We start from the raw sequence: 13818 nt of genomic DNA, 5'->3' as shown, positions 1-13818 counted from the left end.
ATGTCAACCCGTAAACTCGTTGTGTTGGTTGTGTGCTTTTTGCTCGCCGCGCTGGCAATCACCGTCCGGCTGGTGGTCGCCATGCCAGTGACACAAGAATCCAAACCCGTGAAGCCATCTCAGCCGCACGCAGGCGAGCCAGTCTTTGTGGGCAATATCGCCGAAACCCCATCAATTACACCTAGTCCCACACCGGATGTGTGGCGCGTGCAGCGCGAAATTGTTGATCGTAGTGGGGATGTCGGGCTTTTTACATCGCTTGCCATTGACCAGGCTGGTCGCCCTCATATTAGCTATTTTGACGCCACCAACCGCGCCCTGAAATATACCTTCAAGGATGCGACCCTCACATGGCAAATAGAGGTCGTACGCACAGGTTTTGGACAATACGGCGGGCAAACCTCACTAGTATTGGACAACCAACAATTTCCGCACATTGCCTATTACGATGGCACTGCCACTGGTATCAAGTATGCTTACAAAGACGCTGGCGGCTGGCATTTTGAGACCATTGATAGTCAAGGGGCGTGGTATGTGTCGCTGCAACTGGATAACAATGGCAGGCCTAACGTCAGTTACAGTGTTGATTTGGGAACGTGGAGAGCAGATCTGCGATTTGCTATTCGGGAAAACGGCGCCTGGCGCCATGAAACGGTCGACAACCAAGGCAAGGTAGGTTTCTACAACTCTCTTCGCCTGGATAGTAGTGGCAACCCCAGAATCAGTTATTATGACTATCTAAACGGCGATCTGAAATACGCCTGGCGTGACAACAACGGTTGGCACCAAGAGGCGGTTGATACCTTGGGCGATACTGGCCTTTACACGTCGCTTGCGCTTACTGATCAGGGGGAACCGTATATTGCTTATGGGATGGGGGCACCGCCCCCCCTCTTTTTAAGCTATGCGCACAAGGCGACCAGTGGTTGGGAAATCAGCAGATTCACCATAGTGTCGAGTTACAGATCAAATATATCTCTAGCTATACACAGTAGTATTCACCTCAGCTGGGAAAGCCAACTCAAATTGTTCTACTTCGGTTTGACCTATCGAGAGATAGATGATGTTGGAATCTATGGATCATACTCAGCAATGGCGGTTGACGAGTCAGGTACTCCGCATTTCAGCTACTACGGTGGTGGCGTTCTGAAATACGCCCGCATCATTCGGCTCGATCCGACCCCCACACCCACACCCACGCCGACGATCACCCCGACCCCCACACGCACCCCGACTTCGACGTTCACACCTACGCCTACCGTCACACCCACGCGCACGCCAACTTCGACGTACACACCCACCCCGACCGTCACGCCCACCCGGACTCCGACCGGCGATTGGCTGAGTTGGGAGCGGCCGGTTCAAATCTTACTGCTGCCGCCTGGCGGTACGACGATTGGGGTGGTGTACGGCAATGTGACCCTACCCGCCGCGCTGACTGCCCAACTGAGCGGGCCGGCGCGCTTTGCCAATGGCAGCGCGAATCTGACCGTGGACCTCAACGACCCCAACGGCCGCGTGGACATCCGCCTCAAACAAGCGGCCGGCGCGACGCGCGGTGCACCCTTCACGCTCCAGTTGACCGTTGGCAGCCGCCAGTTGCAGAAATCCGGCACGATTGCCTGGGGTCTCAACGTCCCGATCCCCATCCTCCTGACCCCAACCCCTACCCCTACCTGGACACCGACCCCCACGCCAACGCCGACCCCGACGCCCACGGCCACCGATACGCCAACTCCGACCCCCACGCCTACGGCCACCGATACGCCAACGCCGACCCCCACGCCCACCCGGACCCCGACGCCGACCAAGACGCCGACGATCACGCCAACGCCGACGATCACGCCAACCTGGACGCCGACAGTGCCTGCGGCAACGGAGATGCTGGTCAACGGCGACTTCGAGCAGTACCACACCGGCTGGACAGAGACCACGCTCATCGGTGTGCCGGTGATTCAGCCGCCGCCCTCCGGCATTACCGCGCACAGCGGCCGCTACCTGGCCTGGCTGGGCGGCTATCACAATGCCGATGACCAGTTGTTCCAGAACGTGACGATTCCAACCGACCTGACCAGCGGCATCCTGAGCTTCTGGTACTGGTCGCAAAGCAGCGAAACGGCGACCGGGCGCGACTACTTCACCCTGCAGCTGCTCAATCCGGCCACCGGGCATCACGACGTCGACGCGTTCCTTATCGACGGGGCGCCGCCCACCAATGGCTGGCGATTTGCCAGCTACACCCTGACCAGCGATCAAGTCAATGCAATCCGCGGGCAAACCGTGCGCGTGCGTTTCCGCGTCGTGACGAATGGCACGCTCCTATCCAGCTTCTTCGTTGACGATGTCAGTTTCCAGATCAACGGTTCGGTTACGCCCACACCAACCTGGACGCCTACCACCTCCGGGCCAACGCCAACTTGGACGCCGACCACGTCAGGGCCAACCCCTACACGAACGCCCACCGCCTCCGGACCAACCCCTACACGAACGCCAACGCCAACGCCGACAGCGTCCAATGGGCCGCAGCCCGGCTTCTGGCGCACGAGTGGAGGCGCGGTTGAGTTCTACGTCACGAACGACCGCGCTTACGTGGATGATTTTGCCATCTATATCAGCGTGACTGGCTGCGGCAGTTACAAAATTACGCACTTGCCGCTGGAAGCGATCGCTGGCAACGCTTTCTCCTTTAGCGGCGCGTTCTATGCCAGCGGCACATTCAGCAACCAGACCACCTGCAATGGCAGCGCTGGCCTGAGCAACTTCTATATCAATGGTTGTGGGTATGTGAATGGCGGCCCCTGGTCTTACTCAGCGGTTTGGTGGTCAAACGAGCTGCCCCTGCTGTCCAGGCAGTCAGACACAAACCAGATTGAAGAAGCGCCGCTGGGGCATCCGACTTATCAGGTCGAACGCGTGACGCCATGATGGCGTATCATAGCGGTGCGTCCCACCCGTGACGAAGGGGGTGTTCTCTATAAAAGCGTATAAGATGCAGCACACAATGAAAGATAGAACAGACGCCCCGTGCCCGGACGTCTGCGCTGGCTTTGGATAGACACACGAGGAGGTGTCTTATGTCACGCACAAACCGTTGGTCGTTGGGTCGCCTGGCGCTGATCGTGGTGCTCCTGATGAGTGTGGGCATCTCGGTGAACGCCGCCGACCGCAGTCTTACCAAAGACGTTCAAGAAACCGAGGTGAGCGTCATGGCCGCGCCGGTCAGCGAAACCCTGGACTGGCAGGCCGACATGCCGGTGTTGACCAAGGAGCAGGAAGAAAGCCTGGCTGCCTGGGCGGAAAAAACGCACCTGCCAGGCCCGCTTATCGAGGGCAAAGAGGAAGGCCTTGATGCGGCCGCGCCCGTCGCGGGCAGCGAGACCAACCCAATCATGGAAGACAAGCAGAACGCACCTGGCCCTCTGGCCCCGGGCGATGCGCAAATCTACCGTAACGTGACGTTCGGCAGCGGCTTTCCCAGCGGTACACGCTCGAACGTGATGGAGAGCAGCGTCGCGGAGAATGGCAAGAACGTTTTCTACACCGGCAACTGGTTTGCCGCGCGCTCCACCAACGGCGGACAAGGCTGGACCTACATCAATCCTGCCGCCAGTATGAGCGACTTCTGCTGCGACCAGGTGACGCTGCATGATGAAAGCCGCAACATGCTGCTTTGGTATCGGCAAGGCAGCCCGAACAGCAGCGGGGTCAATCGCTTCCGCCTGGGCGTCTCTACAGATGGAGGCGCGAACTTCTGCGCCTACGATGTCTACCCCACCGGCGTCAACAGCGAGTGGACAAATCAATGGTGGGACTATCCGCACCTGCAGTTGGGCGCCGACTATTTGTACATTGCCACCAATATGTTCAACGCGTCTTCGCAATGGATGCGCACCGCGCTGCTGCGTTTTCCGCTCGACAACCTGCGCGCCTGCAGCAGTTTCAACTTCAACTATCTGACGACCACGGGCTGGTTCACCTGGGTTCCGGTGCAGGGGGCAGATCATGCGATGTACTTTGCTTCCAATTGGCCGATCTCCGCGCCCTATAACCGCATCAGCGTGTGGCGATGGTACGAGGATCAGACCTCAACCACCAGCACGGTGTACACGGCGGCGAGCTGGGGCCGCACGGGACGCAATCAAGCCGTCTGCGGCAGCACCAACGCCAATTGGGCCGGGCGCACGGATGATCGCCTGCTGACCGGCGCGCGCTACATGCTGCACAACTCCAATTACAAGGAGCCGGGCCGCATGGTGTTGGGCTGGTGGTGGAACGTCAAACAGGGCAATGGGTTCAGTCAGCCCTACATTGATGGCTTTGCGATCTACGAAAACAACCTGTCGGTGCTAAGCGGCGCGCAGGGGCGGCCCTATCTGTGGAATCCCAGCGCCTGCTTCCTTTACCCAAGCGCCGCCGCCAACAAACGAGGAGACCTGGCCCTGGTCTTCAATACCAGTACTGGCTCGGCCATGAACCCGAGCGTGGCTTATGCCATCGCCGATGATTTCACGGCCGTGCCACCCGGATTCACCTACAGCATCGCACAGACCAGCAATGCCCGACCCTCTGACAACGTGTGGGGAGACTACAACACGGTGCGGGCGTTTTTGCCTACGCAGGACACCTGGGTGGGCGCCGGGCATACGATCCAGAACGGCAGCAATTGCACGTACTGCGCGCTGCCTGTGCTGTTCAACTTCGGTCGCGCGCGTGACTTTCCGAGTTGGAACGGCTGGCAAGACGCCGCGCCGCCGCCGGGGTGGACAACGATCGTCGAAGCCAACTTCGAAGGCGGCTTCCCCGGCGCCTGGAACGTATTCGACGGCTACAGCGGCTATGGCGAGTACTTCTGGGCCAAGCGCGGCTGTCGAGCCTACGCGGGAAGCTACAGCGGCTGGGCGAGCGGCGGCGGCGCCAATGGCTCAGCCCTGTATTGCGGCAGCTACTATGCCAACAATACCAGGTCGTGGATGACGTATGGCCCGTTTAGCCTGGTCGGCGCCACAGCGGCCGACATGAGTTTCAAGCTCTGGCTCTACGCAGAATCCGGTTTTGACTACGTCTGCCGGCTGGCTTCGATAGATGGAAGTAACTACTACGGCAATTGTACGTCCGGCGCCTCTAACGGATGGATCAACCAGGCGCTGGACCTCACAAACGTCTACAGTATCGGCGATTTGCGCGGCCGGCCGCAAGTTTGGGTGGCCCTGGTCTTTTACACCGATTCCTCGATAACGTACGCCGAGGGAGCGTATGTGGACAATGTGCTGGTGCGCAAGTGCACGACAGGCACGTGCACCACTCAGGGGGTGGAGGAGATCAGTCCTGCCAGCCAACTGATTGACGTGCCGTTCGTCACGACACGGGATAATCCGGACAAGGCGCCCACCTACGAAGGACGGCCGTCTAAGCCCACGAACAATTGAGATCGCATCATACAACACACGACCTCACAGGTCTTGAAGGCCTGTGAGGTCCACGCGCCTTCAACCGACGCCGTACAGCGTCTTGACCGTGGCGTAGACCCAGCCCATCTCCTTGCGCGGGTAGTGCGGCGCCAGGTGGCGCATGAGGGCCGGCAGGTCGTGCGGGTCCAGGCCAGAGCTGTCCACCAGGCTGCGCAGCCACGCCTGGCGCTGCAGCTCCACCACGAAGTCGAGGTAAGTGCGCCCGATCAGGTCGGCCTCGGCCGCGACCTGCTGGGGGTCGAAATCGGCCTCCAGAGCGGCCTGCAGATCGTCCACGCGGCCCGCGCTGAAATCGTAGCCGTTCTCCAGCAGTTTGAGCAGCGCCTGGCGCACGATCTCCCGGCTGATGTGCTGATCGGCCTGCCAGTGAATCTCCTCGATCGAGGGCGGCTTACATTTCCAGTACGTGGCGGTTTCGACCGTGGAAAGCGCCAGAATCGCGCCTTCCTGCACGAACACATCCTGGCCCGCAGCCTGATTCTCGGCCTCCAGCCGCGCCTGCCAGCGCCGATACGCCGCCGCCAGACCGTCGGCGTCCGGCGCGGCCACCTCCAACGTCGGCGCCAGGGCCAGCCCGTAGCGCTGCGCGATATCAGCCAGGCGCTGATGGCTCATGAGCTTGCGGTGGCGGATGGCGGTGTGCAGCGTCAGCGCCAGCGGCTGGTCGTAACGCACGAGATGCGGATTGCGATAACCCCACAGCTCGAAGGCCAACACCACGTGCTGCTCGCGCACCGCAGCCTCCACCGGGCTTCGGTCCGGCAGGGCCTCGGCCAGCAGCCCATGCCAATCGCCCCAGCGGCTGGGCGCCAGCACCGGCAGCAGGCGCGTGCGGGCGACGACTTCCAGCGTCTGACCCTGGACATCGGTCAGCGCGTAGAAAATAATGGCGGTGCCATCCAGCTTGACCGTGAAGCGCGCATCCACGATGTTAATCGGCACCGGGATGCTGACCTGCAAGCGCCCCTCGCGATCTTGCACGTAGGGATAGTGGATCTTGGGCATGGCCGGGATGAATTCGAGCCGCGGCTGGCCGTCCAGCGTGGTGACGGCCAACAGGCCCAGTTTGTCGCTCTCCTGGCGGCAGAGGTAGCCGGCGAAGCGGATGCCGCCCGGTGAAGTCGCGTCGAAGGGCTGCCAGTGCTTGGCGCTGACGTCGGTAATCGCAATAATTTCGTCCAACAGGGCTTGAGTCACGACGACGCCCCCTCAACGCAGAATAGATGTATGGCGCCGTTATCACCATCATGTTGCATGGTTCGCCGGCTGTTGTGCGGATGAACTCGACTTGGCTGGCGACTCCGCCGGAAGTTCCGGTTTGTTGTGCGCCAGCCAATCAACCGTGATCAGGTCTTCAACCTTGCGGAACTCTGGATCGCCCGTGAGCAGCGTAGCCTGCCTGGATTGGGCCAAAGCAACGGCAAACGCATCGGCATAAGAGATGGCATGGTGCGCCTTGACATGAGCAGCCGCCAGGGTCAGCTTGCGATCAGCCTCGACGAGCGACACAGCCCACTGATCAATCGCGGCAATCACATGCTGGGCGGCCGATAGGCCTTGCTCACGTTCCGTGATATAGACGACTTCGCCATAGTTCACGACCGACAGGTAGATCGTGGCCCGATTTTGCGCTCCCTGTTCCAGGACCTCCCTTACCCTGGCGGCTCCGGCCTCATTTCCGAAATGAGCCAGGATGGCATAGCTATCCAGCACGAAATGTCCAGGTCTAGCCTTCATGCGCTGTCTCCTCAGCGCGCTCATCCAGCAGTGCGCGCACAAGCGAAGGCCCACCCTTGAGCATACCCGCCGATTCGGCCACCGGGTCGGACATCGGTGGAACCAGGGCCAGCACACCGCCGTAGTCAACGATCAGAACCCGCGATCCGGCGTTCAGGCCATATTTCTTGCGAAAATCCGCCGGGATGACGACCCAGCCCTTCGACGATACCGTCGCGACGGTCATATAGAACCTCCTGCATGTTATACTTATGACAGCGCAAGTATAACAGATGAGAGATTCAATGGCAAGAAAAAAACCCTGGCAGGATTTGCTAGCTTGTCAGGTCTATCGTTGCGCCACACGTTCGAGCGGACGCCTAGCTCACCCTATCCAACGCGACTTTGGCCAGGGTCGGCAAGGTTTTTCTATCCGCCCGTTACCTCCGACGCCCGCCTGAGAGCCAATATGCTGACCGTCGCGGGTTCGTGGTCAATTGTGAGCCAGATGGCTAGACGGCTACCACGGCCGGTGCTTCAATAGATACCTCTTGACCACCACTGCATTGTGGAGGTGTACTGCCATGTCGCGCTTAGTGGTTCGTCTTTTCGGTAAACTATCGGTCGAGCGGGACAACGCGGCCGTTCCAGGGCTTGAGGCCCGCAAGGTGCAGGAGCTTCTCGGTTATCTTCTCCTGCACCGGACCCGCCCACAGCCGCGGGAAACGCTGGCCGGCTTGCTGTGGCCCGACTATGCGACCGCGCCGGCCAAATCTTACCTACGCAAAGCTCTCTGGCAGCTTCAGGCCGCGCTCGACGAACCGGCCGGGCAGACGCCGGTGCTCCTCGTGGATGCGGAGTGGATTCGGCTGAACCCGGCGGCCGATCTGTGGTTGGACGTCGCCGTGCTGGAGGATGCGCTGGGCCAGGCGCGCGGCGTGGCCGGCGCGGCGCTCCTCCCCACCGCGGTTGAGCGGTTGCAGGAAGCAGCCGCCTGCTACACCGGCGATCTCCTCGAAGGCTGGTACCTGGATTGGTGCCTCTATGAACGCGAACGCCTACAGTTGTTGGCTCTCACGCTGCTCGACAAGCTGATGGATTTCTGCGAGGCTCAGCAGCGCTATGATGCGGGCATTGGCTATGGCGCCCACATCCTCCGCGTCGACCCTGCGTCCGAACGCACCCATCGCCGGCTCATGCGGCTCTACTATTTGGCCGGCGACCGCACGGCCGCCCTGCGCCAGTTCGAGCGCTGCGCCGCGATCCTGGCGCGTGAACTCGATACGGAGCCGGACCAGACGACGCGCGCCCTCTACCATGACATCCGCTCCAACCACGGGCTGCGCGCCGCCGCGGCCAACGCCAGTGCGCCAGAAGGCGGTGTGTCCCTCCTCGACATTCTCGGCCGCCTCAAGCAGTTCCACACCTTGCTGTCGGAAACCCAACGCCAGGTTCTTCAGGATATCCAGGCCGTTGAGCAGATGATCAGCCGCTGGCGCTGACCTGCCAGACTTCCAACGTCTTCGCAACCACGTTGACATGACGCGTTTCAGACTTCGGAAGTCTGCCCGGAACGCGTCAAGATACGCTGCCGCTACGCCTGGCGCTATCCATACCCGCTATACTCCCTTCACCATGACCGTAGACCCACTCATACTTCAGGACCAAGAGGCGCTGGACCTGCCTGAACCGACCCGGCAGTCATTCATTCTGCGCGTGTGGGTTGAGCGCACCACCGAGGAGGCTGGCCAGGCGACCTGGCGCGGACGCATCGTTCACGTTCCCAGCGGGGTGCAGGCTTTGGTGGATGACCTGGATCAGGTCGGCCTGTTTGTGGCTGGCTACCTGGGACGGATGGGCGTTCGGTTGACGCCCTATTGGCGATTCAAGCGCTGGATCGAGCGACGCAAATGATGGATGACAACGCCTTCCTGATCGCCGCCGAAACGCTGGCCGGCCTGCTGCCGGAGTTGGAACGACTCGATCACCGGCTTGCATTGGCCACGACCGCGGCCGCGGCGCGCTACGGCCCGCACGCAGCCCGCGATGCCTTCCGCGGCCTGCACCTCGATGCGGCCGACGCTGCGCGCCTGCTCGCCCAGCCGCCATCCGCGCCTTTCCTGACCGATGACGCCGACGCATCGCCTCCCCTGGCTCCACGCCTGGCCTGGCTGGCCCAGACCTTCGATCTCACGCGCTTCGATCTGGACCTGTTGATCCTCGCGCTGGCGCCAGAAGTGGACCTGCGCTATGAGCAGCTCTACGCCTACCTGCAGGATGACGTCACCCGTCGCCGGCCCAGCGTTGACCTTGCCCTCAATCTCCTCTGCTCATCCGCGGCCGCTAAGTTGGCCTGCCGCAGCCGCCTGGCCCCGGAGTCGCCTCTGCTGCGCCACCACCTACTCGTGCTGCGACCGCCATCCGGCCAGGAGGCGTCGTCGTTTCTCAACGTCACCTTGCAGGTTGATCCGCAGATCGTGGATGTGCTACTGGGACAAGGCGGCCTCGACCGGCGGTTGGCCGCGTTCTGCACCTTGGAGCAGCCGGCCCTGACCTGGGATCAGGCGCCGGTTCCGGCTGACCTGCCTGTTGCGCTGCCGACGATCGCACGGCAGGCGCGCGCCGCGGGCCAGTCCGTCCGCTTCTATTTTCACGGGCCGGCGGGCGGCGGTCAGCGGCAAGCGGCCGCAGCCCTGGCCTCTGACCTCGGCCGTCCCCTCCTCTACGCTGACCTGGCGCGCCTGGACATCAACGCCGATCCGGCCCACGTGATGATCCACGCGAACGTGGGCGTGCTGCGCGTGTTGTGGCGCGAGGCCCAATTCCAGGACGCCGTGCTTTACCTGGATAACCTCGATACACTCCGGCAGTCAGCGCCCAGCCTCTATGCCGCGCTGGCCGCGGGGTTGGCAACAACCAATGGACCGGTCATTTTGACCGGAACGCAGCCCTGGGCGCCTGACCCGCGCTATCTCACCGCCGTCACGGTGGTGCCGTTTGCCGCGCCTGACGCGGCTACGCGACGGGCCTACTGGCAGACCAGACTGGCAGCCGCGGGGGTCAGCCTGACCGATGGTGCGCTGAGTGCCCTGGCGTCGCGTTTCCGCCTGACACCCGGCCAGATTGATGAAGCCGCGGCCGGCGCGTTCAACCGGGCGGCCTGGCGCGCAGCCGCGGGCGACCCGATGACCGAAATCGTCGTGGACGACCTGTTTGCCGCGGCCCGCGCGCAATCCGGGCGCGAGCTTGCCACGCTGGCGCGCAAGATCGAGCCGATGACCACCTGGCACAGGCTGGTGCTGCCAGACGATGTCACAGCCCAACTGCATGAGCTGGTGCAGCGCGCCGCCGCGCAGGTGCGGGTCATGGATACCTGGGGTTTTGCACAGACCCTGTCGCGCGGCAAGGGCACCACGGCCTTGTTTGCCGGCCCTTCGGGCACCGGCAAGACAATGGCGGCCGAGATTATTGCCCGCGACCTGGGCGTAGACCTCTACCAGATTGATCTGTCGAGTGTGGTCAGCAAGTACATCGGCGAGACCGAGAAGAACCTGGACCGCATATTTCGCGCGGCCGAGGATGCTAATGCCGTGCTCTTCTTCGATGAGGCGGATGCGCTCTTTGGCAAGCGCTCCGAAGTGCGGGATTCCCACGACCGTTACGCCAACCTGGAGATTAGCTATCTCCTGCAGCGCATGGAAGCCTACGACGGGCTGGCCATCCTGGCGACCAACCTGCGCGAGCACCTGGATGACGCGTTCACGCGGCGCCTGAGCATGATCGTGCATTTCCCTGCGCCCGACGAGCCCAGCCGGCGCCGCATCTGGCAGCGCATCTGGCCGCCGGAGACGCCGCTGGCTGCGGACGTGAACTTCGACTTCCTTGCGCAGCAGTTCAAACTGGCCGGCGGCAACATCCAGAACATTGCGCTGAATGCCGCTTACCTGGCGGCTGCTGATGGCGGCGTCGTGACGATGGGCCATCTGCGCCACGCCACGCGGCGCGAGTATCAAAAGATGGGCAAGGCGCTGAGCGACCTGGAATTGGGGAGTGAGGGGTAGCGAAACGCATGGCTGGACAGGCGGCGGCGAAGTCGTTCGATAAGGGCGCAGCAAAGGTGGACGATCGTGCATCGGAGCTGGCGCATCCCCATCGCGCCGTGGGGCCTTACGCGGAGGTAATGGCATTGCAGCGCATGGCCGGCAACGGGGCGGTCACCGCGCTGCTGCAGGGCGGCGAGCAATCGGCGGCTGAGCCAGCGGATGCCGGCCGGCCGCTGGACGCCGCGACACGAGCTGAGATGGAGCAGCGCTTCGGCCACGATTTCAGTCAGGTGCGCGTGCACACGGACACGGCAGCCGCCACTGCGGCCGCGGGGGTCAGCGCCAAGGCCTACACCATCGGCCGCGATCTGGTCTTTGGCGAAGGCCGCTATGCGCCGGAGACGCACGAGGGGCAGCGCCTGCTGGCGCACGAACTGGCGCACGTCGTGCAGCAAAGTCGGGGCGGCGCCGCGCCTTCCCTGGATCCGGGGAGTTCCCTGGAACAAGCGGCTGCGACCGCTGCCAGCCAGGCGACGGCGGGGAGCGGCCCGGTAGCCGTGGCCGGCGCCAGTGGGGTGGGAGTAGCGCGCGCGCCTGACGATGAATTGCCCTTCTATCAACGCCTCAATCGGGTCTACCAACGAGCCTTGGATCTTGCCCCAAAGCCAGTCAAGGAAAAGATCGAGCAAGCCAATGCGGCCGCGCAGCAGTTTGTCGCGACCCATGGTATCAGTGAGCGCGAGATTGACAAGGCGGTGCAGGTCGCCGAGCCTGTGTTACAGCAGGCCGAAGCGACGTTGGGTATCCAACCTGACAAACCAAAGGCGGATGCCCAACAACCTCCTCTACCGACGGTTTGGCTTGGGCAGCCACCCCTGGACGTTCGTCTACAGCAAAGAAAACAAGCCCAGCAGGACAAGGACACATCAGCCAAAGAAGACCCATCCCTGCTACCTCCGCCTCCGCCACGAGCTGGAGCCAACACGGCAAGCAATGCCATTGATCTGAGTACCTACAAACCGGACCCACCCCCGACCGACTTTGAGAAGAAACTTCAATCAAAACAGAAATTCGCGCATCAAGTGACAATCCCGTCGAAAACGATTGCACCCATAAACTGGGTTGGGCGCCCCCCTTCGCCGGCGACAGTACAGAACCTGGCCCTTTATCAAGATGATGAGCCAATGCCCAACACCTACATCTCCAAAGACAATTACCTGAAGACAAGGGCGGCCACAGTGAATGTGGGTTTGATTAGCGACAGTGATGTGATGCCAGTTCGGGACAACAAAACCGGCGAGCTGAAAGGTTATCGTCTTCGGCAAGGTGAAACGATTTGGGAGCTGGATCGTGATGGCAATATCGTTACCACGCGTGGCCTTGAGGCGCCGCTCGAATCTCCACTGGTAGATCCGATAGACGTGGCGTTCATCGTCGCTGATGTCGGCCCGCTGGTGGCGAAAGGCGTCATGGCTGGCGGCAAAGCTCTCATCCGCAGCGGCACGAAAGGCCTCCTGCGGGAGACAACAGAAGTGGGATCAGAGAGCATTGCCAAATCCGCCACGAAGATGCAAAGCAAGGTCGGGCAAGAAGCGATTGATCTCGCTCTTGAAAGCTCCAAACCATCGTCAAGCGTGTTTGGCGAGAACCTACCTCCGGTCAAGGGGTCAGGGGGTCGAGCCGCAAATGACGTCTTACCAGACAACGTCTTACCGTTCAAGCGGCCACAGCCGGTCATCAACCCAAGTGAAGCATACGAGCCTATGGCCCAAGCAGAAGGTTTTTCTCAAGGAGGCGCCGTCTCATCGAACAAGCCACCCGCTGGCATGCGCCCCCAGGCCATCCGGGGCGGACAAGGCGGAAGTGGAGGCGGTGATGTCGTGCCGCCCCGTCGGGGCGCATCGGGGAGCAGCGGCAATGTGACCAGTTTGCCGCCAGGACGAGGGCAGTCAACCGGGCCGTCTGTGCGGACCTCTACTAACCCTGCACCAACCGCGATTGATCCAAAGATCCAAGCCCAAGCGCTCAAAGACGTAGTCAAGAAAGCCAGCGCGTCTAAGAAGGTGGTGCCGATTCATGGCTCGGCTGAAGATTATGCGGAATCCTTGACGCGACGTGGCGGAATTCCGCAGATGGGCAAGTTTGAAAGGGTGATTCCTGGTCAATTACCTCCTGGCTCAGGCATGCCGCCACGGGCAGGTAAGGATTTATGGGGCTTTCGTGACGGGAATCCGGTTGGGATTGAGATCAAGAATTACGGCAAGGACCTGACGTCGGTCAAGGGGCGACCGATGCTCGAGGGAACCAAACAAATCTCGCCCACCGGCGACAAGATGGATTGGCTAACCTGGGTAAAGTCGAATCCTGCCCAGGCCCAACGCCTGGTGGACCAAGGCGTGCTCGATCCGAAATGGCTCGACATAGGTGAGGGCGGTTACGTCCGGCGCAACGCCGCAAACCATTTCTTGCGGCCGGGCAACCGTTATGCCATCGTCATCAGCCCCGGGGGACAGGCCGGCATAGCCCCCTCGGTGCTGGAGGCCATCAAGTTACCAACCGACGCCGTGATACGCCTGGCTCTGCCAGAATGA

The 13818-nt window shown here is 61.8% G+C and carries 9 protein-coding genes; 6 read left to right on the top strand and 3 right to left on the bottom strand.

The window, feature by feature from the left end:
* Positions 1 to 2925 carry a hypothetical protein gene (locus ACPQ6D_RS06885; RefSeq protein ID WP_423223570.1) on the top strand — a complete coding sequence of 975 codons (2925 nt, stop codon included), beginning with the start codon at positions 1 to 3 and terminating at the stop codon, positions 2923 to 2925.
* A 149-nt stretch (positions 2926 to 3074) separates the two neighbouring features.
* Complete coding sequence (locus tag ACPQ6D_RS06880) at positions 3075 to 5426, top strand: sialidase family protein (protein ID WP_423223569.1); 2352 nt, start codon at positions 3075 to 3077, stop codon at positions 5424 to 5426.
* Positions 5427 to 5486: 60 nt separating this feature from the next.
* Here ACPQ6D_RS06880 and ACPQ6D_RS06875 read toward each other — a convergent pair whose 3' ends face one another.
* From ACPQ6D_RS06875 to ACPQ6D_RS06865, 3 genes are read right to left on the bottom strand one after another with little or no spacing between them, the layout of a single operon-like run.
* Positions 5487 to 6665 carry a hypothetical protein gene (locus ACPQ6D_RS06875; RefSeq protein WP_423223568.1) on the bottom strand — a complete coding sequence of 393 codons (1179 nt, stop codon included), beginning with the start codon at positions 6663 to 6665 and terminating at the stop codon, positions 5487 to 5489.
* 48 nt (positions 6666 to 6713) lie between these two features.
* Positions 6714 to 7205 (bottom strand): type II toxin-antitoxin system VapC family toxin, encoded by a 492-nt coding sequence (locus tag ACPQ6D_RS06870; protein WP_423223567.1) that lies wholly within the window; start codon positions 7203 to 7205, stop codon positions 6714 to 6716.
* Positions 7195 to 7431: an AbrB/MazE/SpoVT family DNA-binding domain-containing protein gene (locus tag ACPQ6D_RS06865; RefSeq protein ID WP_423223566.1), complete on the bottom strand. Its 237-nt coding sequence runs from the start codon at positions 7429 to 7431 to the stop codon at positions 7195 to 7197. The genes ACPQ6D_RS06870 and ACPQ6D_RS06865 overlap by 11 nt, the downstream gene beginning before the upstream one ends.
* Before the next feature lie 337 nt (positions 7432 to 7768).
* On the opposite strand from ACPQ6D_RS06865, the gene ACPQ6D_RS06860 reads away from it, so the two are divergent.
* The 4 genes from ACPQ6D_RS06860 to ACPQ6D_RS06845 all read left to right on the top strand — a co-directional run bounded on the left by ACPQ6D_RS06860 (position 7769) and on the right by ACPQ6D_RS06845 (position 13818).
* Positions 7769 to 8686, top strand: a complete 918-nt coding sequence (locus ACPQ6D_RS06860) for an AfsR/SARP family transcriptional regulator (protein ID WP_423223565.1) — start codon at positions 7769 to 7771, stop codon at positions 8684 to 8686.
* A gap of 133 nt (positions 8687 to 8819) precedes the next feature.
* A complete protein-coding gene (locus ACPQ6D_RS06855) occupies positions 8820 to 9098 on the top strand; it encodes a hypothetical protein (RefSeq protein ID WP_423223564.1) in 279 nt (92 codons plus the stop codon).
* Positions 9095 to 11245: an AAA family ATPase gene (locus ACPQ6D_RS06850; RefSeq protein WP_423223563.1), complete on the top strand. Its 2151-nt coding sequence runs from the start codon at positions 9095 to 9097 to the stop codon at positions 11243 to 11245. Before ACPQ6D_RS06855 ends, ACPQ6D_RS06850 begins: the two co-directional genes overlap by 4 nt.
* Positions 11246 to 11253: 8 nt before the next feature.
* Positions 11254 to 13818: an eCIS core domain-containing protein gene (locus ACPQ6D_RS06845; RefSeq protein WP_423223562.1), complete on the top strand. Its 2565-nt coding sequence runs from the start codon at positions 11254 to 11256 to the stop codon at positions 13816 to 13818.

It is taken from the genome of Candidatus Amarolinea aalborgensis (assembly GCF_900491745.1).
GTDB classification, from domain to species: Bacteria; Chloroflexota; Anaerolineae; order SSC4; family Amarolineaceae; genus Amarolinea; species Amarolinea aalborgensis.
Note: the sequence above shows the minus strand (reverse complement) of the source record. Positions and strands in the feature narration are given on the sequence as shown.